The organism is Brevibacterium sp. LAARM2_SD2 (genome assembly GCF_057364785.1).
Map to the genome: position 1 here is coordinate 61966 of NZ_JBNFOM010000002.1, position 23262 is coordinate 85227.

Consider the following 23262-nt stretch of genomic DNA (forward strand, 5'->3'; position numbering starts at 1 on the left):
ATGACAAAGTACGTACTCGTCTTTCGGCCTGCCGAACGGCGAAGATGGTTGTGAAAGGCTGCACGTGGATTCTCCGAATCAGCCAGGACCGCGCCGGTCCTGGGCGAAGCGGCTCGGCATTCTGGGCGCCGTGGTTCTGCCGGTGTTGCTCTCGGGATGTACGAAAGAGCAGATTGCCAACGGTTTCTTCCCCCTTGAGTCGAAGGGCGCGACCAACCACACCGAGGCCTACACCTCGCTGTGGAACGGGGCGTGGATCGCTTCGATGATCGTGGGGCTCATCGTCTGGGGTCTGATCCTGTGGGCCATTGTCGCCTACCGTCGCCGCAAGAACGATCGCGGCCTGCCGGTGCAGATGCGCTACAGCATGCCCATCGAGATCCTCTTCACGGTGACCCCCGTCATCCTCGTCCTCGGATTCTTCTTCCAGAACGTCCAGGTCATGGCGAAGACGACCGACGACCGGACCCCGGGCACCCAGGTCATCGAGGTGGCCGCCAAGCAGTGGGCGTGGGACTTCAACTACGTCAACCAGGACGTCTACTACGCCGGCACGCAGGTGCCGCTGGACGGCACCGCAGCACCGGGCGAGAACGCCCCCACTCTCTATCTCCCCGTCAACACCGATCTGGAGATCAAGCTCCACTCGCGTGACGTCATCCACTCCTTCTGGGTCCCCGCCTTCCTCGAGAAGCGCGACATGATCCCCGGCAACGACCAGAGCCTGTATCTGCGTGCCGAGAAGGAAGGCGACTTCGTCGGCAAGTGTGCCGAACTCTGCGGTGAATACCACTCCGAGATGCTCTTCAACGTCAAGGTCGTCTCGCAGGCGGAGTTCGACGAGTACACGCAGTCTCTGGCTGATCAGGGCAACACCGGTCAGCTCGGGCCTGAGTACGATCGCAACTGGTACCCGAAAGAAGGTGCTCAAGAATGACCGCGACAGCTGAGAAACCGGCTCTCGACGCTCCGGTCGTACCCCGGAGCAAGGGCAAGATCATCGTCGACTGGATCACGTCGACGGATCACAAGACCATCGGGTACATGTATCTGATCGGCTCGTTCTTCTTCTTCTGCATCGGCGGCGTGATGGCGCTCATCATCCGTCTCGAGCTCTTCGAGCCCGGAATGCAGATCGTGGAGACGAAGGAACAGTACAACCAGCTGTTCACCATGCACGGCACGCTCATGCTGCTGATGTTCGCCACCCCGCTCTTCGCCGGATTCGCGAACGTCATCATGCCGCTGCAGATCGGTGCGCCCGACGTGGCGTTCCCGCGACTCAACGCGTTCGCCTTCTGGCTCTACCTCTTCGGCAGCCTCGTCGCGCTGTCGGGCTTCCTCACCCCGCAGGGTGCGGCGGCATTCGGGTGGACAGCCTATGCGCCATTGAGCAATACGACATTCACACCAGGCGCCGGCGGCAATCTCTGGGTCCTCGGCCTCGCGCTGCAGGGCTTCGGCACGATCCTCGGCTCGGTCAACTTCATCACGACGATCATCACGATGCGCGCCCCGGGCATGACGATGTTCCGCATGCCGATCTTCAGCTGGAACGTCCTCATCACCGGCATCCTCGTGCTCATGGCCTTCCAGCCCCTGGCTGCGGCCCTGCTCGTCCTCGCCTCCGACCGCATCCTGGGCTCGCATGTGTTCAGTCCGGGCAACGGCGGACCGATACTCTGGCAGCACCTGTTCTGGTTCTTCGGGCATCCGGAGGTCTACGTCATCGCCCTGCCGTTCTTCGGCATCATCACGGAGATCATCCCTGTCTTCAGTCGAAAACCGGTGTTCGGCTACAAGGAGCTCGTCTTCGCGACGATCTCGATCGCGGCCCTGTCCGTGACCGTGTGGGCGCACCACATGTACGTCACCGGCGTGGTGGCGCTGCCGTTCTTCGCCTTCATGACGATGCTCATCGCGATTCCGACCGGTGTGAAGTTCTTCAACTGGATCGGCACGATGTGGCGAGGCTCGATCACGTTCGAGACACCCATGGTGTGGGCGATCGGCTTCCTCGTGACCTTCCTCTTCGGTGGTCTCACGGGCGTCATCCTCGCCAGCCCGGCGCTCGACCAGTCGGTGTCGGACTCGTACTTCGTCGTCGCGCACTTCCACTACGTCGTCTTCGGCACGGTCGTGTTCGCGATGTTCGCCGGCTTCTACTTCTGGTGGCCGAAGTGGACGGGCAAGATGCTCAACGAGAAGCTCGGACACATCCACTTCTGGATGCTGTTCATCGGCTTCCACGGCACCTTCCTCGTCCAGCACTGGCTCGGTGTCGACGGCATGCCCCGTCGTTACGCGGACTACCTGCCGCAGGACGGCTTCACCTGGATGAACCAGGTGTCGACGGTCGGCGCGATGCTGCTCGGTCTCTCGATGGTTCCGTTCTTCTGGAACGTGTGGATCACGGCGCGCAATGCGCCGAAGGTCACCGTCGACGACCCGTGGGGCTACGGCGGTTCGCTCGAATGGGCGACCTCGTGCCCGCCCCCGCGCCACAACTTCACGTCGCTGCCCCGCATCCGTTCGGAGCGTCCGGCATTCGACGTCAACCATCCTGAGCTTCTCGAATACGCCGGACACGGCCACGCTGAACCTCAGCTCACCGGAGGTGCTGCCAAGTGAAGGCTTCGATCAATCTCTTCGTCTACTGCGGCATCTTCTTCATGATCATGGCTGTCATCTACGGCTTCGTCACCCATTTCAACGAGATGGTGGGCTTCCCGGCCCTCCTCCTCGTGGGCGTCATGTCGATCATGATCGGCGTGTACCTGTGGCTGACCGACCGTCGCGTCGGCCGTCAGCCCCAGGACACCGAGACCGCCGAGATCTCGGATGCGGATGCCGACTACGGCTTCTTCAGCCCGTGGAGCTGGTGGCCGATCGTCTGTGCCGCTGCCGGTGCCGTCTCGTTCTACGGCATCGCCATGGGCTGGTGGATCTTCCCGTTCGGTGCCGTGCTCGGCATCATCGCGCTCGTCGGCATCTCGTACGAGCACGATCGCGGCGGATTCGCCCACTGATCGCCACTTGAGCGGCACGCATCGCTGATGCTCCGCTCAGACGTCAAGGCCCGGACTCTCACGAGTCCGGGCCTTCGCGCATTCACGCCCCCGCCGCCTCGGAGGGGTGGTGAGACGGCGAGAGAGCGACGAAGCGTCATCTCCTACCCGTCCAGGGCGGTGAACGTCGAGCTCCGAGTAGTGGTCGGCGCGGCGGTCGCCGTAGTCGGAGGCGCGGCGGTCGCCGTAGTCGGAGGCGCGGCGGTCGACGATAAATCTTGCACCCCGTGGAGCGCGTTGTCCGCGCACAACGCGCCTCACACCACCCTGGGCGCTATAACCGCACCTGCAGCTGCTCACGCCGCCGCCGGAGCGTCTTCTCCTACCCGTCCAGGGCGGGGAACATCGTGCTCCGCGTAGTGGTCGGCACGGTGGTCGCCGTAGTCGTCGACGCGGCGGTCGGAGGCGCGTTGGTCGAAAGCGGTGCGGTCGCCGCGTCTGCTGAGCTGACCCTGCGCCGAGGCGGTCGCACGGATCCGTCGCTGCGGGGTCAGTTTTCGGCCGTCATTGACTCCACCGACATGGTCGACCACGTCGAGGACCACGGGACCTCACGAGCGTCGTCGGCAACAGGTGCTCTCTCCGTTGGAGCGATCGTTCCCGCCTCGGCAACCCGCAGGTGGGGGGGGGGGGGACGCGCCACGGATGCGTCAAGCGATCTCGGCCCGAGGACAGCGAACACCCTCCACCGTCGTCAACGAACCACCACAACCTGGAAAGCGGCGTCCTCAGCAGTACCGTTGAGAGAGTCCTAGCCCACCGGTTCCTTCGCGTCGACGAGGGGGTCCGTCGGGGCCGGGGAGTGGCCTCGCCGCCGAGGAAGTTCATCGTGATCAGGGGAGTGGTCTCGCCGGCAACGCGGCCTCGTGGTTGTTCAGCCGCGGGGTGCACCTCCCCGAAGGAACGCGCCGGCCGCACTCCGCGCCGAGATCGCCCCGCTCGTTCAACACTGAGCGCGTTTGTCACCGCTTCGGCGAATGACCGGCCGCTCATTCAACACTTGGCGTGAATATCTCGCCTTTGGGGACCACATTTTCACGCGACCTGTTGATTGAGGGGCCGCCAGGCTGTTCGGCAGCCTGAGTTACACCGTGAAGGTTTGCGCAGGACAGGAGAGATGAGCGCGGGGAGATGAGCGCGGGGAGATCGCGGACGCCGTCGATCAGCCGAACGCCAGGTGCACCCATCGGCAGGGTGTTCTCGAGGCTGTGAAGCCGGGGGAGCGGGGACGGTGGGCGGGTACGCAAGAGGGCCCAGCACGCGATGTGCTGGGCCCTCTCGGGTCCGACGAAAGTCAGCGGGTCAGGATCCGACTCTCACCGGAGTCCGAACCGTGACGATCAGTGGCTGATCGACTTCTGATCCGCGCCTTCGACCGCTCCGTGGTCGTGGTGCGAGGCCTCGAGCTCGGTCTTCGTCACCGGTGCCACACGATCTTCGAAGAAGAACTTCGACAGGCGGGCGCGGAACTTCTCGAGCTTGGTCACCTTGCCCTCGGCGTTCGGCTGCGGCGGGATGTAGTGCGGCGATTCGAACGCGGTGAGCTTCCACAGCTTGTTCGGCGGGAGCGCCTCGTGACGCTCGAGGAATTCGCCGTGGGGGAGGCGGATGATGTTCGCCGTCTCCCGACCGTGCAGAGCGACCTCACGGTCCTTGCGCTGCAGTGCGAGGCACATGCGCTTGGTCACGATGTAGCCGATGACCGGGCCGATGAAGAAGAGCGCGCGGAAGATGTAGATCATGTCGTTGAGCGACATGTGGAAGAACACGGCGATGATGTCACCCGACGCAGCAGCCCACATGTTGCAGTAGAAGATGATGCCTGCGACACCGATGGCGGTGCGTGTGGGGTTGTTGCGCGGACGGTCGAGGATGTGGTGCTCGCGGTTGTCCTTGAGCAGCCAGGCCTCGAAGAACGGGTAGACGAACATCGCGGCGAACACACCGCCCATGACGAGCACGGCGCTGTTGATGTTGAACGAGATCGGCCAGCCGGCGATGTAGAACTCGAACCAGCCCGGCACGATGCGGAGGAATCCGTCGGCCCAGCCGATGTACCAGTCCGGCTGCGTGCCGGCGGAGACGGGGGAGGGGTCGTACGGTCCGTAGTTCCAGATCGGGTTGATCGTGAACAGTGCCGAGATGACGGAGATGAGACCGAAGATGAGGAAGAAGAATCCTCCGCCCTTCGCAGCGAACGTCGGGAGGACGGGTTCGCCGACGACGTTCTTCTCGGTGTGTCGGCGCCGGGCCACTGCGTGTGCTTGTGGACGACGACGAAGATGAGGTGGATGCCGATGAGCGCAATGAGCAGCGCCGGGACGATCATGATGTGCAGCGAGTACAGTCGCGACACGATGTCGACACCCGGGAACTCGCCGCCGAAGAGGAAGAACGAGATGTAGGTGCCGACGAGCGGCAGCGACTTGAGGATGCCGTCGATGATGCGCAGGCCGTTGCCCGAGAGCAGGTCGTCCGGCAGCGAGTAGCCGGTGAAGCCGGCTGCCATCGCGAGGATGAGGAGCAGCACGCCGACGACCCAGTTGAGCTCGCGCGGCTTGCGGAAGGCACCCGTGAAGAACACGCGCAGCATGTGGAGGCTCAGTGCCGCAACGAAGAGCAGGGCGCCCCAGTGGTGCATCTGGCGGATGAAGAGCCCGCCGCGGATCTCGAAGGAGATCGCCAGCGTCGAATCATAGGCCTCGGAGATCTGGACGCCGCGCAGCGGCACCCAGGGTCCCTCGTAGTGGAGCTCGCCCATCGCGGGCTGGAAGAAGAACGTGAGGAACGTGCCCGAGAGGACGACGATGACGAAGCTGTAGAGGGCGACCTCGCCGAGCATGAAGGACCAGTGCGACGGGAAGATCTTGCGCCCGAACTCGCGGACGAGGACGGAGGCCCCGACGCGCTGTTCGGTGAAGTTCGTCAGCTTCCCGACGGTTGTTGTGGGCTGTGTAGTACTCATGGGTGATTGATCTCCCAGAACGTAGGTCCGACAGGCTCAGGGAAGTCCGACTGCGCGACCAGGTAGCCTTCGCTGTCCACCCGGATGGGCAGCTGCGGCAGCGGGCGCTTCGCCGGGCCGAAGATGACCTTGCAGTGCTCGGTCACGTCGAACGTCGACTGGTGGCACGGGCAGAGCAGATGGTGGGTCTGGTGCTCGTAGAGGGCCACCGGGCAGCCGACATGGGTGCAGATCTTCGAGTACGCGACGATGCCGTCGTGCGACCAGTCGGCGCGTGCCGGATCCTCTTTGAGCTCCTTGGGGTCGATGCGCATGAGGAGAACGGCGGCCTTCGCCTTCTCGTCGAGCGCGTGACCGGCGTTGGACTCGTCGCCGATGCCGGAGGGCAGCACGTGGTAGGCGGAGCCGATCGTGACGTCCTCGGCCTTGATAGGGCGCTCCGAATCGGGGCTGGGAATGCCGCCCGGATCGCGGATGAGCCTCACGCCCTCGCCCCACAGGGTCTTGAACAGGGCGTCTCCGGGCAGCGGACCGAGGTCGCGGAAGACGAGGATCGCGGGCAGGGGAGCGATCGCCAGCGCTGCGATGAGCGTGTTGCGCAGGAGCGGGCGACGGGCGATGCCCGACTCCTCCTTGGCCTGGTGGAGGATCTCGAGCGCGATCGCCTGATCCTCTTCGCTGCCGCTGATGTCGTGACGTTCGTCGATGCCCTCGTGATCGCTCATGAGGTTCTTCGCCCACAGCACCGCGCCGGCGCCGAGGGAGAACATCGCCAGGGCGGCACCGAGGCCGACCATCATGTTGGCGATGCGGATGCTCTGCATCTCCTCACCCAGGGGGAAGAGGAAGTACGCGACGATGAACCAGATCGTGCCGACCATCGACAGCATGAACCAGAAGGCGACCTGACGCTCCGCGACCTTCTGGGCGCGGGGGTCCGAGTCGGACAGACGCGGCTTGTGTTCGGGCAGGCCCGGGTTGGTGAACCCGTTCAACTCCTCGAGCTGGCTGCCGCCGCCGGAGTGCTCTTTCGAGGTCATCGAATATTTCCCCGTCTAATCTCGTAATGGAATGTGGTCAACAACGCTGTGCTCATTTCGCTCTCGATGAGAGCCATACGGTCAGACCGATGACTGCTGCGAGTCCGAAGAACCAGATGAAGAGGCCCTCGGCCACTGGTCCGAGCGAACCGAGCTTGAAGCCGCCGGGGGACGGGTTCTCAGAGACTTCCCGGACGTAGGAGATGATGTCCCGCTTGTCCTCGGGAGTGAGGTTCGCGTCGTTGAAGATGGGCATGTTCTGCGGTCCGGTCTGCATCGCCTCGTAGAGGTGCTTGGGCGAGACATCCTGGAGGTTCGGGGCGTACTTGCCCCGGGTCAGCGCGCCACCGGCCCCGACGACGTTGTGGCACATCGCGCAGTTGGTCCGGAAGAGGCCGCCGCCGACGGCGGGGTCGCCCTTCTCGGGATCGATGTACTGGGCTTCGGGGATCGCCGGTCCCGGTCCCAGAGAAGCGACGTACGCTGCCAGCTGCCCGGTCTGCTCCTCATCGAACTGGGGTTCCTTGACGGGGGCCTGCGGGCCGTTGGCCTGCAGGGGCATGCGACCGGTGCCGACCTGGAAGTCGACGGCCGCCGCGCCGACGCCGATGAGACCGGGGCCGGCCTTCGTGCCCTCGGCATTGAGGCCGTGGCACGTTGCGCAGTTCGCGGCGAAGAGCTTCTGGCCCTCTTCGATGTCAGAGGCGCTGGCGGTCTGTGCCTTGGCGCTCGAGGTCTGAGTGAAGAGAGCATACGCTCCGCCGGTCAGCAGCAGGCCCACGAGGAGCAGCACGACGAGTGCCATCGGGTGCCTGCGGCGATCTGCTAAAAGCTTCACGGGAAAGTCCTTTGCTTGAAGTTTCTGATGTCCGGGTGACCGTGTCGGCGGTGGACTACTGGAGGAGGTAGATGACGCCGAAGAGGCCGATCCAGACGACATCGACGAAGTGCCAGTAGTAGGACACGCAGATCGCGAATGTGGCTTCGTGGTGGCCGAACTTCTTCGCCCCGTAGGCGCGTCCGATGACGAGCAGGAAGCAGATGAGTCCGATGGTGACGTGGAGGCCGTGGAAGCCGGTGGTCAGGTAGAAGACCGAACCGTATCCGTCGGTGTCGATCGACAGACCCTCGCGCACGAGCTCCGCGTACTCCATGACCTGACCCGAGACGAAGACCGCGCCGAGGAGGAACGTGAGGTAGAACCACTCGATCATGCCCCACTTGGCGATGTTGAACAGCCCTCCGGTCCGGCGGGGCCGGAACCGCTCAGCCGCGAACACGCCCATCTGACAGGTGAAGGACGACGACACCAGGATGATGGTGTTGCCGAGCGCGAACGGGACGTTCAGCAGCTCGGTCTGCGTCTCCCACAGACCCGGGACGACGGATCGGATGGTGAAGTACATGGCGAAGAGCGCGGCAAAGAACATCAGGTCGCTCGCGAGGAACACGATGAAGCCCACCGTGGTCACATTCGGGCGATTGACTACCGGATGCGCTGGCGCTGTCTGGGATGCAGTGGCAGTTGACACCCCACCATTATTACCCGTCTCGGGGTGAGTTTTCACCTTTTACCCAGGTTTCGGAGGAGAAATTTCTACACGGTGTAGCGAAATCCCCGGATTGGTGCCCCAATCTCGTGATTCTGTGATCTCCACCCCGCGTGTCGAAGACGCGATAGGATGCCGCAGGTAAGGTCCGCCTCCTGTTCGGAGGCGGTGCACGCGCCCCCAGATGGAGAGCACTGAGCAATGACGGATCACCCGCGCACGACAGCCCCGGCGACCACGGTCACCGGGACCGAATCGACAGGTGCGGACGTCACTGCGAACTGGCCCGACCTGCTCATGACCCTCATGCACGGTCAGGACCTCACCGAGGCCCAGGCCTCGTGGGCGATGGATCAGATCATGTCCGGCCAGACTCCCGATGTGACGATGGCCGCATTCCTCGCCGCGCACCACACGAAGGGCGAGACGGTTGCGGAGATCGCCGGTCTCGTCGCGGCGATGATGGAGCACGCCGTGCCCCTGCCCGGTCTCGAGGACTCCGTCGACATCGTCGGCACCGGTGGTGACCGGGCGAAGACGGCGAACATCTCCTCGACCGCGGCGATGATCATCTCCGCCACCGGGCAGCGGGTCGTCAAGCACGGCAACCGGGCGACCTCCTCGGCGTCGGGGTCGGCCGACGTCCTCGAGGCCCTCGGCGTCCGGTTCGACATCACGCCCGAGCAGACGGGCATCGTCGCCGCCGAGGTGGGGCTGGCGTTCTGCTTCGCCAACGTCTTCCACCCGTCGATGCAGTTCGTCGCCGCCGTGCGGCGCCAGATCAGCGTGCCGACGGCGTTCAACATCCTCGGTCCGCTGACGAACCCGGCCCGCGCCCGGCACACCGCGATCGGCGTCGCCGATGCGCAGATGGCCCCGCTCGTCGTCGGCACCCTCGCCAAACGCGGTCACCAGGCGGTCGTCTTCCGCTCCCGGGACGGTCTCGACGAACTGAGCAACACCGACGTCAACGACGTCTGGGAGGTCCGCCACGGCGAGGTCGAGCACACGACGTTCGATGCCCTCGACCTCGGGTTCGAACGGGTGACGAAGGACGACCTGCGCGGCGGCGGACCGCTCGAGAACGCCGCGATCACCCGGTCGGTGCTCGCCGGTGAGAAGTCACCGGTGCGCGACATCGTCCTCATCAACGCCGCCGCTGCGCTCGTCGCCGCCGACGAGGCCGCTGTCGGGTCGTTCACCGAACGCCTCGCCGCGAAGCTGCGCATCGTCGAGGACACCGTCGACGCCGGGCTCGGGGCCCAGAAGCTCGATCAGCTCGTCACGGTCTCACGACGCATCGCCGAGGCGAACGGCGCCTGAGGCCCGGGCGTGGAAGACCGCGCCCTCCCGCGGCAGCGCCCACTCCCCGGTCACCGACCACGGCACGGCCGTCTCCAGCCAGTGGGCGAGCATCCGCGTCTCCTCGGGCAGCGGATCACCGGGGGAGGGGAACAGGCCCGGGGCCGGCACCCACTCCGCGGTCGCCGCGAGTGCTGCGAACGCCGCGTCGAGGCCGCTCGGCGTCGACCGGTGACCGGCCGCGGCGAGCCGACCGCGGCGGATGACAGCGAGGTCGATTCCGCCCTCGCCGCCCGGAGCCCACGCCTGGATCTCCTCGACGGCGGCCAGGCGTACCACGGTCTCCGCGCGGGCGGCTGTCGACAGTGCCGCCCGCATGCCGTCGCGGACCTCGGCGGCAGTCTCGTAGCGGGCCTCACCGGCCAGCCGCGCCATCCGCTCCCGGCTGTGCTCGTGCAGCGAGGTGAAGTCTCCTGACAGCGCGCCGATGAGCCCGGCGATGGCCGTCCGGTACGCGCCCGGATCGGTGACCCCGGCGCAGGGACCCCCGCACTGTCCGACCTGGGCGCTCACGCACGCCCGGTGGGCTGCCAGCGTCGCCGGACTCACCTTCGCGTGCACCGTTTGACGGGGTAGAGGGTCTCGAGGAGCTCCTTGACCGCCTGAGCCCGCTTCCGGGACCGGAACGGGCCCAGCGGCGGAGCCGGTGAGCGCTCAAGTGCCGAGCGGGAGCGGGCGACGGAGAGCCTCGGGTAGGCCTCGCCGCTGAGGACGACCCAGGCGTTGCGCTCGGGGTTCTTCGACCGCCGGTTGTACGGCGGGGCGAGTTCGCCGATGAGCCGGACCTCGCGCACCTCCGCCTCGAGGACGTGCGCGCAGGGCAGGGCGGTGACCTCCTGCGCCGCGGTGATCATCTCGGCCATCCGCCCCCGATTCTCCGAGGCGTTGAAGTAGCCGCGCACGCGCCGGGCCATATTGCCGGATTTGCCGATGTAGAGGACGCGGCGGGTGCCGTCGACGAACATGTAGACGCCGGGTTCGGCCGGCACGCCCTTGGCGAGATGCGCTTTGGCCTGGCGTCGCGCCCACCCGGCCTGGCGGACCGTCGCGAGCTCTTCGAGGGTGGTGATGCCGAAGCTCCCGAACCGCTCGAGGAGGCGGTGGAGCACCTCGCCGGTCGCCCGAGCGTCCGACAGCGCGCGGTGGTCGGGTTCGACCGCGGTGCCGAAGTGGGCGGCGAGCGTGCCGAGTTTGTGGTTGCGGACCTCGTCGCGACCGAGCACGCGGCGCGAGAGCGTCACCGTGTCGAGCACCTGGGGATTCGGCCAGTGGTAGTCGAGGCGGTCGCATGCGGAGCGGAGGAAGCCGATGTCGAAGGGGGCGTTGTGGGCGACGAGCACGGTGCCGGCGGCGAATTCGAGGAAGCTCGGAAGCACCGAGCGGATCGTCGGGGCGTCATCGACCATGGCGTGGGTGATGCCGGTGAGCCGGGAGACGAACGGGGTGATGACGGAGTGCTCGGGCTTGACGAGGGTCTGGAACTCCCCGATGACCTCCCCGGCGCGCAGCTTGACCGCACCGATCTCGGTGATCTCCGCCGTTCCCGCGTGCGTGCCCGTCGTCTCGAGGTCGACGACGACGAACGTGACGTCGTAAAGCGGGGTGCCGATGTCCTCGAGGCTCAGCTGCGTGTGCTCGAGACGGGTCGGCGCCCGATCGAAGGGAGTGGCGGGAGACGTCATGGTCGCCAGTGTGCCAGGCGCCCCTGACACGCGCTCACACCGAGGCTCCGCTGTCGCCGCCCTCGGTGCGCGACTGCTTGGGCAGGTGGAAGAACAGCCCGATCGCACCGCCGATGCCGACGGCGAGTCCGACGAGGAGGAACCATTGGGGCAGCGGACGGAAGAGGACCGCGCCGATGATGAGGAGGACGACGGCTCCGAAGGTCGCGACGACGGAGAGCATGAGCGTCGGGGGAGCCGTGCGCCACCCGATCGGGGCCGCCGGCTCGGGCTCCCAGTGCTCGGCGTCGGCCAGCCGCTCCCGGATCTCCTCGACGGGCATCTCGCTCATCGGCGCATCCGGTTCGGAGAGCCGGGCCACGACATCCTCCCAGTGGCTGTCGCTGACCCGGGAGGAGTCGCCGATCGTCTCGGATTCCGGCACCTGCCGGCGCCAGTCCTCGGTCTCGTCGTCGCTCATGTCATTCATCAGCAATCACCGCTTGCGCGATATTCCCGGCGCGGGCGAATCCGTCCCCGACCGCGGGGCCCCGGCCGTGCGCGGAGCAGGCGTGCGGTGTGCGGCGGCGGCGACCGCCTCGGCGATGACGTCGGCATCGTAGTCGAGGGTCGCCACGTGTCGACTGCGCCGCAGCGGCACGATGTCGGGGCGCACGCCGAGGCGGGACCGGAGCACCCGCAGACTCCGCGGTCCGACGACGCTGTCCTGACCGGACACGAGCACCGTCGTCGGCGTTCCCACCTGCCAGAGGTTCTCCCAGAGGTCGGTGAGGGCCGCGGCGAACGAGGCGACCGCGGCCACAGGTGTCCGGTCGCCGGCGAACTCGTCCCGGTCGGGATGGGCGATGTCGTTGCCGATCGCCGGGACGAAGGGGACGACGTGCCTGAGCACGGGCAGCAGGGGAGTGAGCGGGGAGTCGATGTGGAGACCGGGGTTGACGAGGACGATCTCATCCGGTGGGTTCGCACCCGTCGCCAGTGCCAGGGTGAGTGCCCCGCCCATCGAGAGTCCGGCGACGACGACCCGGGTGTGGCGGGCCTGGAGCTCACGCAGCTCCGCCTCGGCGGCGGTCAGCCAGTCCGCCCACGTCGTCGCCGCGAGTTCCCGCCACGTGCCGCCGTGGCCGGGGAGGAGGGGAACGGAGACGCTGAGGTCGTCGGCTGCCAGGGCGCGCGCGATCGGCTGCCAGGCCGCCGGTGAGCCGGTGATGCCGTGGAGGAAGAGGACCGCGGTGTCCGCGGTCGGGGCGATCGCCGAGTACGCGGCGCGCGGTGCGGCAGAGGGGGTGAAGTCGATGTCCATTCCACCAGCATCGCACGTCGGCCGGCGGCGCACGGTTCGACAGTGCAGTTGGATATATGATGACCGGGGACGTTCAAGCGTCGTGACATGGAAGGGTGCGCGTGTTCTACTGGTTTCTCAAACGGGTCCTGGCCGGACCCATCCTGCGGATCCTCTTCCGTCCGTGGGTGCGCGGTTTGGACAACCTGCCGCAGGACGGCCCGGCGATCATCGCCGGCAACCACATGCACTTCATGGATTCGATCTTCGTTCCGCTGCTCGCCCCCCGCCCCGTCGTCTACCTCGCGAAGAAGGACTACTTCACCGGACGCGGCATCAAGGGCGCGGCGACGCGGTGGTTCTTCAAACTCAACAACCAGCTGCCGATGGACCGCGGCGGCGGCTCCGGGTCGCAGGCGTCGCTGGAATCCGGGCTCAAGGTCCTCCGCGAGGGCAACTCGCTGGGCATCTACCCCGAGGGGACGCGCTCTCCCGACGGCAAGCTCTACCGCGGCCGGACCGGCATCGCCCGCCTCGTCCTCGAATCCGGTGCCCCCGTCATCCCCGTCGCGATCATCGGCACCGACAAGATCCAGCCCGCCGGCCGTCTCATCCCGAAGTTCCGACGCGTCGGGGTCGTCTTCGGCTCGCCGATGGACTTCTCGAAGTACGAGGGCCTGCCCGTCGACCGCTTCCTGCTGCGGTCGATCACCGATGAGATCATGTACGAGATCATGCGCCTGAGCGGCCAGGAGTACGTCGACACCTACGCCTCGACCGTGAAGACGAAGCTGCTCACCTCGGCGAAGCCGAAGAAGGCAGCGGAGGAACCCGACGACACCAACGCCGGCTGAGGACCCATCGTCCGAGGTCACAGCCCGTGTCTGCCGAGTGCTCCACAGGCAGGGACCGGTGTTCGATTCCTCCCATAACGGCGACACGCGCAAATCGTTACCTTGGGGTGTTTGTCGCGGCCTCCGCGGCAGAATAGTTTGGAGTTGTTGAATCCCACTGTAGGTTCGCTGCGAAGAGCGGTAGAATGATTCCATTCTCTGACCCTTCGAAGCGGCCTCGCTTCCCCCAGGGACTATAAGGAGGAGTCGGTGTGAACCGCTCAAGTCACGAAAGCGTCGAGTCGACGCCACTGCCGTCGGCAGCACAGGGTCTCCTGTTCGACGACGACCTGCCCGTCCTCGACGAAGAGGCCGGCTACCGCGGTCCCACCGTGTGCAAGGTCGTCGGCATCAGCTACCGGCGCCTCGACTACTGGGCACGCACCGACCTCGTCACTCCCTCGATCCGCAATGCCACCGGCTCCGGCAGCCAGCGGCTCTACAGCTTCCGCGACATCCTCGTCCTCAAGATCGTCAAGCGCCTCCTCGACACCGGTGTCGGGCTGCAGTCGATCCGCACCGCCGTCGACCACCTGCGCTCACGCGGCGTCGAGGACCTCTCCCAGATCACGCTGATGTCCGATGGCGCGAGCGTCTTCGAATGCACCTCGCCCGATGAGGTCGTCGACCTCCTCCAGGGCGGACAGGGAGTCTTCGGCATCGCCGTCGGCCGCGTGTGGAACGAAGTCGAAGGCAGCCTCTCGGAACTGCCGAGCGAGCGACTGCCCGAAGACGATTCCGCCGTCCTCGCGATGGACGAGCTCGCGCAGCGCCGCGCCCAGAAGCTCGGCTGAGCACACACCTCAGGGGGAATGGCGAAGGGCCCAACCGGATCGGTTGGGCCCTTCGTCGTTCTGCCGCACTCCGGCAGGGAGAGTCACTCCGGCAGGGAGAGCCTAGGACTGCTTAGCCGATTTTCGGCCGCGGATGTTCTCCGAGCGCAGGGCGCGCTCGAGGAGGGCGTCGAAGGAGGAGGCGACCTCCTCGGCGGGTTTGCCCGGCCACGAATGGATGGGCCGAGCTGAGCCCTGCGCCTGCTGCATGACAGCGCGTTCGGCGAGCGGAGGATTGAGGACGAGCGGGCCGAACATCTCCCGCATCTCCGTGATCCGGTAGTCGTGCTCGGTGGAACCGGCGCGCACGCGGTTGACGACGAGACCGAGCGGTTGGATGTCCGAGGTGCCGCGTTGGCGCAGCTCGTCGGCGGCGCGCAGCGCGCGATCGGCGGCGGCGACGGAGAAGAGACTCGGCTCGGTGACGACCGCCACCCGGCTGCTCGCCGTCCACGCGGTGCGGGTGAGTCCGTTGAGGCTCGGCGGGCAGTCGATGAGGACGAGCCGGTAGCCCTTCGCGATCCGGCTGAGCGCATCCTCGAGCCGGCGCAGGTAGCGCTCGGACAGGGAGGGGCGGTCGAACTCCGCGGCCCGCGGCGAGCCGGAGATGACATCGAGGTGCCCCAGCTTGTCACCGACCCACCCCGAGGGGATGATCGCCTCGGAGAGGATCTTCTGCGATTTCGGGGCGGCGAGGACGTCGGCGATGTCGACCCGCGTCGAGGTGGGGACGTCGAGTCCCGTCGACGAGTCCGCCTGCGGGTCCATGTCGACGACGAGCGTCGGGATGCCGCGGTTGTACGCGGCCGACGCGAGACCGAGGGTCACGGACGTCTTGCCGACGCCGCCCTTGAGACTGCTGATACTGAGGACAAGCACCCTCCTACGGTAACGTATCCTCCCCGTTCGGGCAGGGTCGACCACGCCGAGGTGAGCGCGGTGTCCGAATCGGGGACCCCCTGCATTCAGTGGCCCACGTCACTGAGTAGAGTGGTCTCTCGACAGCCAGTCGACTGTTCGCCGCTCGGCGACCGATACAGAAGCGAGAAACACGGATGTTCTCTAAAGTGCTTGTGGCCAATCGCGGGGAGATCGCCGTCCGCGCGTTCCGCGCGGCGTACGAACTCGGCGCCTCGACCGTTGCTGTCTTCCCCTACGAAGACCGCAACTCCGAACACCGGATGAAGGCCGACGAGGCCTACATGATCGGCGACGAGGGACACCCTGTCCGTGCCTACCTCAACGTCGAGGAGATCATCCGCGTCGCCAAGGAGTCCGGCGCCGACGCCGTCTACCCCGGGTACGGCTTCCTCTCGGAGAACCCCGATCTCGCCCGCGCGTGCGCAGAGAACGGCATCACGTTCATCGGCCCCAAGGCCGATGTCCTCGAACTCGCCGGCAACAAGGTCCAGGCGCTCTCGGCAGCCCGCGGAGCAGGCATCCCCGTTCTCGACTCGACCCGTCCCTCGGCGGACATCGCCCAGCTGCTCGCCGACGCCTCAGCGATGGAGTACCCCCTCTTCGTCAAGGCCGTCGCCGGCGGCGGTGGCCGCGGCATGCGCCGGGTCTCGGACCCCGACCAGCTCGAGGACGCCCTCAAGGCTGCGATGCGCGAAGCCGAAGGCGCCTTCGGCGACCCCACGGTCTTCATCGAACAGGCCGTGCAGCGCCCGCGCCACATCGAGGTCCAGATCCTGGCCGACAACGATGCGAACGCGATCCACCTCTTCGAACGCGACTGCTCCGTCCAGCGCCGCCACCAGAAGGTCATCGAGATCGCTCCGGCGCCCAACCTCGACCCCGAGATCGCCGCGGCGCTGCACTCCGACGCCCTGAAGTTCGCCGAGGCGCTCGGCTACCAGAACGCCGGCACCGTCGAGTTCCTCCTCGAGACCGACGGCCCCCGGGCGGGCAAGCACGTCTTCATCGAGATGAACCCCCGTATCCAGGTCGAGCACACCGTGACCGAGGAGATCACCGACGTCGACCTCGTCGCCTCGCAGATGCGCATCGCAGCGGGGGAGACGCTCGCCGACCTCGGACTGCGCCAGGAGGACATGCGGATCAAGGGCGCTGCCCTGCAGTGCCGCATCACGACGGAGGACCCGGCGAACTCGTTCCGGCCCGACACCGGCACGATCACCGCCTACCGGTCCGCCGGCGGCGCGGGCGTCCGCCTCGACGGCGGCACCGTCCACGCGGGCGCCTCGGTGAGCGCGCACTTCGACTCGATGCTCGTCAAGCTCACGTGCCGCGGACGCGACTTCGCCCAGGCCGTCTCCCGCGCCCGCCGCGCCCTCGCGGAGTTCCGCATCCGCGGCGTGTCCTCGAACATCGGCTTCCTCCAGGCCGTGCTCGAGGACCCCTCGTTCGTCGCCGGCGACCTCGCGACCTCGTTCATCGAGGAGCGCCCGCAGCTCCTCGACGCCCGGGTCAGCGCCGACCGCGGCTCGAAGATCCTCGACTACCTCGCCGACGTCACCGTCAACCGGCCCCACGGCGAGCCGACCGTGCGCCTGCGCCCGGCCGACAAGCTGCCCGTCCTCGACCTCGGCCAGGCTCCGCCTCCCGGCAGCCGCGACCGCCTCCTCGAGCTCGGTCCCGAGGCCTTCGCCCGGTCCCTGCGCGAGCAGGAGGCCCTGGCGGTCACGGACACGACGTTCCGCGACGCCCACCAGTCCCTTCTCGCCACCCGGGTGCGCACCCGCGACCTCCTCGCCGTCGCCGGCCATGTCGCGCGGATGACCCCGCAGCTGCTGAGCATCGAAGCCTGGGGCGGGGCGACCTACGATGTCGCCCTGCGCTTCCTCGGCGAGGATCCGTGGGAGCGGTTGGCCCAGCTGCGCGAGGCCGTGCCGAACATCGCCCTGCAGATGCTCCTGCGCGGGCGCAACACCGTCGGCTACACGCCGTACCCCACCCAGGTCACCGATGCCTTCGTCGACGAGGCGGCCCGCACCGGCATCGACGTCTTCCGCATCTTCGACGCCCTCAACGACATCGAGCAGATGCGTCCGGCGATCGAGGCGGTGCGCGGCACGGACACGACGATCGCCGAGGTGGCCCTCTGCTACACCTCGGACATCCTCGATCCCGCCGAGGAGCTCTACACCCTCGACTACTACCTCCGACTCGCCGAGCAGATCGTCGAGGCCGGAGCGCATGTGCTCGCGGTCAAGGACATGGCCGGCCTGCTCCGCCCGGCCGCCGCAGCGAAGCTCGTGACCGCGCTGCGGGAGAACTTCGACCTGCCCGTCCACGTCCACACCCATGACACGGCCGGCGGTCAGCTCGCGACCCTCTTCGCCGCGGCCGGCGCCGGGGCCGACGCCGTCGATGCCGCCTCGGCGGCGATGGCCGGCACGACGAGCCAGCCGAGCCTCTCCGCCCTCGTCGCCGCGTTCGAGCACACCGACCGGGACACCGGCATCAGCCTCACCGCCGTCGAGGACCTCGAATCCTACTGGGAGTCGGTGCGCAAGGTCTACGCGCCCTTCGAATCGGGTCTGCCCGGGCCGACGGGTCGCGTCTACCGGCACGAGATCCCCGGCGGTCAGCTCTCGAACCTGCGGCAGCAGGCCGTGGCCCTCGGCCTCGGGGAGCGGTTCGAGGAGATCGAGAAGATGTACGAGGCCGCCGATGACATCCTCGGCCACCTCGTCAAGGTCACGCCCTCGTCGAAGGTCGTCGGCGACCTCGCCCTCCACCTCGTCGGAGCCGGCGTCGACCCGGCCGAGTTCGCGGAGAACCCCGAGAAGTTCGACATCCCGGATTCGGTCATCGGCTTCCTCTCCGGCGACCTCGGTGACCCTCCGGGCGGCTGGCCCGAGCCCTTCCGGACGAAGGCCCTCGCCGGTCGCACCCACAAGCCCGTCACCGAGGAGCTCGCTGCGGCGGACGCGGAGGCGCTTGAGACCCCCGGGCCCGAGCGGCAGGCGAAGCTCAACGAACTGCTCTTCCCCGCCCCGACGAAGGAGTTCGAGCGGATGCGCTCGAGCTTCGGCGACCTCTCGATCGTCGAGACCGCCGAGTACCTCTACGGCCTGACCTCGGGTGAGGAGGCGACCGTCGAACTGTCCAAGGGCAAGAACCTCCTCATCGGCCTGCGCGCGATCGGCGACACCGACGAACGCGGCATGCGCTCGGTGATGTTCACCCTCAACGGGCAGCTGCGTCCGCTCGAGGTCCGCGACCGGTCCGTCGAGTCCGACGTCAAGACCGCGGAGAAGGCCGACCCGTCGAAGCCGGGGCACGTCTCGAGCCCGTTCGCCGGTGTCGTCACCCTCCAGGTCGGCGTCGGCGACACCGTCGAGGCCGGCGATGTCATCGCGACGATCGAGGCGATGAAGATGGAGGCCTCGATCACCGCGCCCGTGGCCGGGCCGATCTCCCGGATCGCGATCGACTCCGTCTCCCAGCTCGAGGGCGGCGATCTCGTGGCGGTCATCGATGCCTGAGCGGGACATCCGCCTGTGGGGTGACCCCGTGCTCCGCAGCAAGGCCGACCCGATCACCGTCTTCGACGACTCCGTGGCGGCACTGGCCGCCGACCTCGTCGACTCGTCCCTGCCCGAGGGGCGGGCAGCCGTCGCCGCACCGCAGATCGGGGTGGGGCTGCGGGCCTTCGGCTACGACCTCGACGGGCGCACCGGGTACGTCATCAACCCCGAGATCGTCGAACTCGGCGGTGCGCTGCGCGACATCGACGAAGGCTGCCTGTCCGTGCCGGGGCTCTTCTTCCTCACCCCGAGGTGGGAGTTCGCCCGGGTGCGCGGTGTCGACGCGCAGAACAACCCGATCGAGATCTCCGGCACCGAGGTGTTCGCGCAGATGCTCCAGCACGAGGTGGCGCACCTCGACGGGCAGGTCTACATCCAGACGCTGCCGGGGGAGCGCCGCCGCGAGGCGATGAAGGCCATCCGCAGCGCGGACTGGTTCCTCGCCTCATGACAGTCACCGAGGCGCCCGCCCGGGGTGCCGAGAACGAAGGGAAGTCCATGGTCATCGCCCGCACCGCTGTCATCGGCAGCGGACTCATGGGAGCCGGCATCGCCGAGGTGCTCGCGAAGTCCGGTCTCGACGTCATCGTCTCCGAGGTCAGCGACGAGGCGGCTGCCGCCGGTCAGGCGCGGATCGAGAAGTCACTGGCCCGGGCCGTGGAGAAGGGCAAGCTCACGGCCGCCGAGAGCGAGGCGGCCAAGGCGCGGCTGCGATTCACCACCGACATCACCGAGCTCGCCGACCGGCAGCTCGTCATCGAGGCGGCGAGCGAGAACGAGGAGATCAAGAAGTCGATCTTCGCCCGCCTCGACGAGGTCGTCACCGATGAGGAGGCGATCTTCGCATCGAACACCTCGTCGATGCCGATCATCCGCTTCGCACAGGCGACCTCGCGACCCGAGCGGGTCCTCGGCATCCACTTCTTCAATCCCGCACCCGTCCAGCCGCTCGTCGAGGTCGTGTCCTCGGTGCTCACCGACCCGGGCGTGGCCGAGTCCGTCACGGAGTTCGTGTCACAGGTGCTCGGCAAGACACCGGTGCAGGCCCAGGACCGGCCCGGGTTCATCGTCAACGCCCTCCTCATCCCGTACCTGTGCTCGGCGATCCGCATGCTCGAGTCGGGGGCGGCGACGAAGGAGGACATCGACGCCGGCATGGTCGGCGGGGCCGCCCACCCGATGGGTCCGATCGCCCTCGCCGATCTCGTCGGGCTCGACACCTGCCTGTTCGCGGCTCAGAGCATCTTCGATGAGACCGGGGATCCCGCCGCGAAGCCTCCGGTCCTCCTCTCCCGCATGGTCGATGCCGGTCTCCTCGGGAGGAAGACCGGCCGCGGCTTCTACGAGTACTGAGCCCGCACACGCCGACGGGGCTGTCTGCGCATCGTGCGCAGGCAGCCCCGTCGGCGTCGAACGGCGGGGCCCTGAGCTCAGCCGGCGAGGAGCTTCTCGTAGCTGGCGAGCTTGACGCAGGCGACGAGTCCCTCGGCGGCGAGTTCGACGTCGGCCAGGGTCGGCATCGTCGGAGCGATGCGGATGACATTGCCCTGCGGGTCGAGCCCGTACGGGTGCGTCGCCCCGGCCGGGGTGAGCTTGACCCCGGCCTCGGCGGCGAGCTTGACGATCCGATCGGCCGTGCCCTCGAGGGTGGTCAGGGTGATGAAGTAGCCGCCGTCGGGCTTCGTCCACGTCGCGAGGTCGGTTCCGCCGAGTCCGGATTCCAGAGCGTCGAGCACCGCGTCGAACTTCGGGGCGATGATCTCCGCGTGCTTGCGCATATGGTCGATCACGCCCTGGCTGTCCTTGAAGAAGCGCAGGTGACGCAGCTGGTTGACCTTGTCGGGCCCGATCGCGATGTTCGCGAGGTTCGAGGTGAACCAGCGCATGGTCTCCGGACCACCGGCGAAGAACGAGACTCCGGAACCGGCATGGGTGATCTTCGAGGTCGAGGCGAAGATCCAGGGGCGTTCGGGATGGCCGGCGGCCGCGCAGAGGGAGAGGATGTCGATCGTCTCCGGGTGTTCGTCGCGGAGGTGGTGAAGGGCGTACGCGTTGTCCCAGAGCAGCGTGAAGTCCGGGGCGGCAGCGGGCATCGCCGCCAGCGCGGCGGCCCGGTCGGGAGTGATGGTGATCCCCGTCGGGTTCGAGTACATCGGCACGAGCCACATGCCCTTGACGGTCGGGTCCGCGGCGAGGCGCTGCGCCGCGTCGAGGTCGGGGCCCTCATCGTCCATCGGAATGCTCAGCAGCTCGAAGCCGAGGGATTCGGCGAGAGTGAAATGGCGGTCGTAGCCGGGGACCGGGCAGATGAGCTTGTGGGTGCCCGCCCCCCACGGGGTGGAATCGGCGGCTGTGCCGTGGAGGAGGGCGAAGGTGAGCGCCTGCGCCATGAGGGTGAGCGAGGCGTTGCCGCCGGCGAGCAGCTGCTCGGCGGGCACCTTGAGCAGCGGCGCGAAGATCTCCCGGAGTTCGATGATCCCGTCGAGGCCACCGTAGTTGCGCGTGTCGACACCCCCCGGTGTCCGGTAGTCGTCCCCGGTCACCTGCGTGAACAGGTCGACCGCGAGGTCGAGCTGGGCGGGACTCGGCTTGCCTCGGGTGATGTCGAGGTCGAGGCCGCGCGAGGCGAACTCCTCGTACGCGCGGGAGGCCTTCTCGAGTGCGGACTCGAGATCGGGGGTGGGGGTCATCGATGCTCCTTCTCGCCGCGCTGCGGCGGTGGTGACTGCCGGTGCCTCCATCCTAGTCACAGGGCGGGCCGGGCGTGTTCGTTAGAGTGTGTTCCTGAGACGATCGGCCGCAGAGTCGCAGAGGAGGACAGCGCCATGGTCAGACCCCGGGCTCAGGCCGCGCATGGGACTCGGTTCGGCACTCAGGCCCACCTCTACGACGCCGTCCGCCCCGACTATCCGCAGGCGGCCCTCGACCTCCTCGGCGCCGGCTGGGCCGGGCTGCGGGTGTGCGACCTCGGGGCGGGCACGGGAATCCTCAGTCGGAGGCTGCTCGCCGCCGGCGCCGAGGTCGTCGCCGTCGACCCCGACGCCGCGGCCCTCGAGCACAATCCGGCACCGTCTCTCGTCGGGTCCGCGGAGACGACCGGCCTGGCGACCGGCAGCGTCGACGTCGTCACGGTCGCCCAGGCCTGGCACTGGTTCGACGAGGCGGCGGCGGGGGAGGAGATCGCGAGGATCCTCACGCCCTCCGGTCGGCTGCTCATCCTCATCAACCAACTCGACGTCCGCGTCGACTGGGTGCTGCGGCTCAGCCGCATCATGCACGCCGGGGACGTCTACCGGCCCGCGTACGTGCCCGCGCCGCGCGGCTTCAGCCTCCACGACCGGGCCGTCATCGACTTCTCCACCCCGCTCGACGTCGACGGCATCGTCGATCTCGCGCGCACCCGGTCGTACTGGCTGCGGTCGAGCGAGGCGACCCGCAGCCGCGTCGAGGCGAACCTGCGCGGCTATCTCACCGAGGAGCATCCGATCACCGGCACCGTCGACCTGCCCTACATGTGCCTGGCCTACCTGCTCGCGCGTGAACGCTGAACGGCGGGCAGGCACGCGCTCATGCTTCTCTGCCCGCCGGTGCGGATCAGCCCTGGCTCAGAGGGGCCGGTCGTCCTCGGTCTCGACCACCTCGGTGGATTCGATGACCTCGGTCTGCTTCGGCGCCTGATGGGAGACGCTGATCTTGCGCGGTCGTGCCTCCTCGGCGACGGGGATCGTCAGGGTGAGCACCCCGTCCTCGTAGTCGGCGCGGATCCGGTCGAGGGCGACGCGGTTGCCGAGGGTGAGCTGGCGGGCGTACGTGCCCGAGGTCCGCTCCCTGGTCAGCCACTTGACGTCCTTGTCCGCCACCGGTGAGGTCCGCTGCGCGCGCACCGTGAGCGTGCGGTCCTCGACATCGACGTCGATGCTCGAGGGGTCGACCCCGGGCATGTCGATCTGCGCGACGAACACCTCGCCGTCGCGGTAGAGGTCCATCGGCATGGTCGCGGCGTTCGGGGTGCGGGTGACCTCGGTGAAGAAGCGGTCGAGATCGCGGATGGGATCGAAGCGAGTGGCCATGATCGTCCTTTCATTGGG

21 protein-coding genes and 1 pseudogene are annotated in these 23262 nt (G+C 67.6%); 10 read left to right on the plus strand and 12 right to left on the minus strand.

Translation table 11 applies throughout. The annotated features are described in order from the left end of the window. Window positions 1-64: 64 nt before the first annotated feature. The 3 genes from ctaC to AC2W7K_RS01580 are packed head-to-tail and all read left to right on the plus strand — an operon-like array spanning window position 65 to window position 3029. Window positions 65-937: an aa3-type cytochrome oxidase subunit II gene (gene ctaC, locus AC2W7K_RS01570; protein ID WP_198498741.1), complete on the plus strand. Its 873-nt coding sequence runs from the start codon at window positions 65-67 to the stop codon at window positions 935-937. After that, window positions 934-2631 carry an aa3-type cytochrome oxidase subunit I gene (gene ctaD, locus AC2W7K_RS01575; RefSeq protein ID WP_198498742.1) on the plus strand — a complete coding sequence of 566 codons (1698 nt, stop codon included), beginning with the start codon at window positions 934-936 and terminating at the stop codon, window positions 2629-2631. Before ctaC ends, ctaD begins: the two co-directional genes overlap by 4 nt. After that, complete coding sequence (locus tag AC2W7K_RS01580) at window positions 2628-3029, plus strand: cytochrome c oxidase subunit 4 (RefSeq protein ID WP_198498743.1); 402 nt, start codon at window positions 2628-2630, stop codon at window positions 3027-3029. Before ctaD ends, AC2W7K_RS01580 begins: the two co-directional genes overlap by 4 nt. 335 nt (window positions 3030-3364) lie before the next feature. Here AC2W7K_RS01580 and AC2W7K_RS01585 read toward each other — a convergent pair whose 3' ends face one another. From AC2W7K_RS01585 to ctaE, 5 genes and pseudogenes are all read right to left on the minus strand, one after another. Beyond that, window positions 3365-3613 carry a hypothetical protein gene (locus tag AC2W7K_RS01585; protein ID WP_198498744.1) on the minus strand — a complete coding sequence of 83 codons (249 nt, stop codon included), beginning with the start codon at window positions 3611-3613 and terminating at the stop codon, window positions 3365-3367. Between the two features lie 795 nt (window positions 3614-4408). Beyond that, window positions 4409-6033, minus strand: a pseudogene (qcrB, locus tag AC2W7K_RS01590) (cytochrome bc1 complex cytochrome b subunit). Then, the gene (gene qcrA / locus AC2W7K_RS01595; protein WP_198498746.1) at window positions 6030-7073 is read right to left on the minus strand and encodes a cytochrome bc1 complex Rieske iron-sulfur subunit; all 1044 of its coding nucleotides are present in this window, start codon (window positions 7071-7073) and stop codon (window positions 6030-6032) included. The pseudogene qcrB and the gene qcrA overlap by 4 nt, the downstream one beginning before the upstream one ends. Before the next feature lie 52 nt (window positions 7074-7125). Continuing rightward, window positions 7126-7911, minus strand: coding sequence for a cytochrome bc1 complex diheme cytochrome c subunit (gene qcrC, locus AC2W7K_RS01600; RefSeq protein ID WP_198498747.1), 786 nt, complete (start codon window positions 7909-7911; stop codon window positions 7126-7128). Between the two features lie 55 nt (window positions 7912-7966). Further along, window positions 7967-8605, minus strand: coding sequence for an aa3-type cytochrome oxidase subunit III (gene ctaE, locus AC2W7K_RS01605; RefSeq protein ID WP_486005686.1), 639 nt, complete (start codon window positions 8603-8605; stop codon window positions 7967-7969). A gap of 219 nt (window positions 8606-8824) precedes the next feature. Here ctaE and trpD point away from each other — a divergent pair, with 219 nt between their 5' ends. Continuing rightward, complete coding sequence (gene trpD / locus AC2W7K_RS01610) at window positions 8825-9946, plus strand: anthranilate phosphoribosyltransferase (protein ID WP_198498748.1); 1122 nt, start codon at window positions 8825-8827, stop codon at window positions 9944-9946. Here trpD and AC2W7K_RS01615 read toward each other — a convergent pair. Genes AC2W7K_RS01615 through AC2W7K_RS01630 form a run of 4 tightly spaced genes read right to left on the minus strand, consistent with a single transcriptional unit; the run spans window position 9914 to window position 12970 of the window. Continuing rightward, a complete protein-coding gene (locus AC2W7K_RS01615; RefSeq protein WP_486005687.1) occupies window positions 9914-10534 on the minus strand; it encodes a hypothetical protein in 621 nt (206 codons plus the stop codon). The two genes, trpD and AC2W7K_RS01615, sit on opposite strands and share 33 nt — an antisense overlap. Then, the gene (locus AC2W7K_RS01620; RefSeq protein ID WP_486005688.1) at window positions 10531-11667 is read right to left on the minus strand and encodes a DEDD exonuclease domain-containing protein; all 1137 of its coding nucleotides are present in this window, start codon (window positions 11665-11667) and stop codon (window positions 10531-10533) included. Before AC2W7K_RS01620 ends, AC2W7K_RS01615 begins: the two co-directional genes overlap by 4 nt. Before the next feature lie 34 nt (window positions 11668-11701). Then, window positions 11702-12127, minus strand: coding sequence for a hypothetical protein (locus tag AC2W7K_RS01625; protein ID WP_198498750.1), 426 nt, complete (start codon window positions 12125-12127; stop codon window positions 11702-11704). Between the two features lie 15 nt (window positions 12128-12142). Continuing rightward, window positions 12143-12970 (minus strand): alpha/beta hydrolase, encoded by an 828-nt coding sequence (locus AC2W7K_RS01630; RefSeq protein WP_486005689.1) that lies wholly within the window; start codon window positions 12968-12970, stop codon window positions 12143-12145. Between the two features lie 101 nt (window positions 12971-13071). Between AC2W7K_RS01630 and AC2W7K_RS01635 the strand changes: the two genes are divergently transcribed. Both AC2W7K_RS01635 and AC2W7K_RS01640 read left to right on the plus strand, forming a co-directional pair. Beyond that, window positions 13072-13803 carry a lysophospholipid acyltransferase family protein gene (locus AC2W7K_RS01635; protein ID WP_198498752.1) on the plus strand — a complete coding sequence of 244 codons (732 nt, stop codon included), beginning with the start codon at window positions 13072-13074 and terminating at the stop codon, window positions 13801-13803. 251 nt (window positions 13804-14054) lie between these two features. Then, on the plus strand, window positions 14055-14636 hold the full coding sequence (locus AC2W7K_RS01640; protein WP_137826148.1) for a MerR family transcriptional regulator: 582 nt from the start codon (window positions 14055-14057) through the stop codon (window positions 14634-14636). Window positions 14637-14738: 102 nt separating this feature from the next. Here AC2W7K_RS01640 and AC2W7K_RS01645 read toward each other — a convergent pair whose 3' ends face one another. Further along, window positions 14739-15554 carry a ParA family protein gene (locus AC2W7K_RS01645; RefSeq protein WP_137826149.1) on the minus strand — a complete coding sequence of 272 codons (816 nt, stop codon included), beginning with the start codon at window positions 15552-15554 and terminating at the stop codon, window positions 14739-14741. A gap of 176 nt (window positions 15555-15730) precedes the next feature. Between AC2W7K_RS01645 and AC2W7K_RS01650 the strand changes: the two genes are divergently transcribed. The 3 genes from AC2W7K_RS01650 to AC2W7K_RS01660 are packed head-to-tail and all read left to right on the plus strand — an operon-like array spanning window position 15731 to window position 20527. Continuing rightward, window positions 15731-19132: a pyruvate carboxylase gene (locus AC2W7K_RS01650; RefSeq protein WP_486005690.1), complete on the plus strand. Its 3402-nt coding sequence runs from the start codon at window positions 15731-15733 to the stop codon at window positions 19130-19132. After that, on the plus strand, window positions 19125-19625 hold the full coding sequence (locus AC2W7K_RS01655; RefSeq protein WP_198498754.1) for a peptide deformylase: 501 nt from the start codon (window positions 19125-19127) through the stop codon (window positions 19623-19625). Before AC2W7K_RS01650 ends, AC2W7K_RS01655 begins: the two co-directional genes overlap by 8 nt. After that, on the plus strand, window positions 19622-20527 hold the full coding sequence (locus tag AC2W7K_RS01660) for a 3-hydroxybutyryl-CoA dehydrogenase (RefSeq protein ID WP_269780022.1): 906 nt from the start codon (window positions 19622-19624) through the stop codon (window positions 20525-20527). The genes AC2W7K_RS01655 and AC2W7K_RS01660 overlap by 4 nt, the downstream gene beginning before the upstream one ends. Window positions 20528-20604: 77 nt before the next feature. On the opposite strand, the gene AC2W7K_RS01665 is transcribed toward AC2W7K_RS01660, so the two are convergent. Beyond that, window positions 20605-21864, minus strand: a complete 1260-nt coding sequence (locus AC2W7K_RS01665; RefSeq protein ID WP_198498755.1) for an aspartate aminotransferase type Ic — start codon at window positions 21862-21864, stop codon at window positions 20605-20607. Window positions 21865-21999: 135 nt separating this feature from the next. Here AC2W7K_RS01665 and AC2W7K_RS01670 point away from each other — a divergent pair, with 135 nt between their 5' ends. Continuing rightward, a complete protein-coding gene (locus AC2W7K_RS01670; protein ID WP_198498756.1) occupies window positions 22000-22722 on the plus strand; it encodes a class I SAM-dependent methyltransferase in 723 nt (240 codons plus the stop codon). A 57-nt stretch (window positions 22723-22779) separates the two neighbouring features. Here AC2W7K_RS01670 and AC2W7K_RS01675 read toward each other — a convergent pair whose 3' ends face one another. Next, window positions 22780-23244 carry an Hsp20/alpha crystallin family protein gene (locus AC2W7K_RS01675; protein ID WP_198498757.1) on the minus strand — a complete coding sequence of 155 codons (465 nt, stop codon included), beginning with the start codon at window positions 23242-23244 and terminating at the stop codon, window positions 22780-22782. Window positions 23245-23262: the final 18 nt, after the last annotated feature.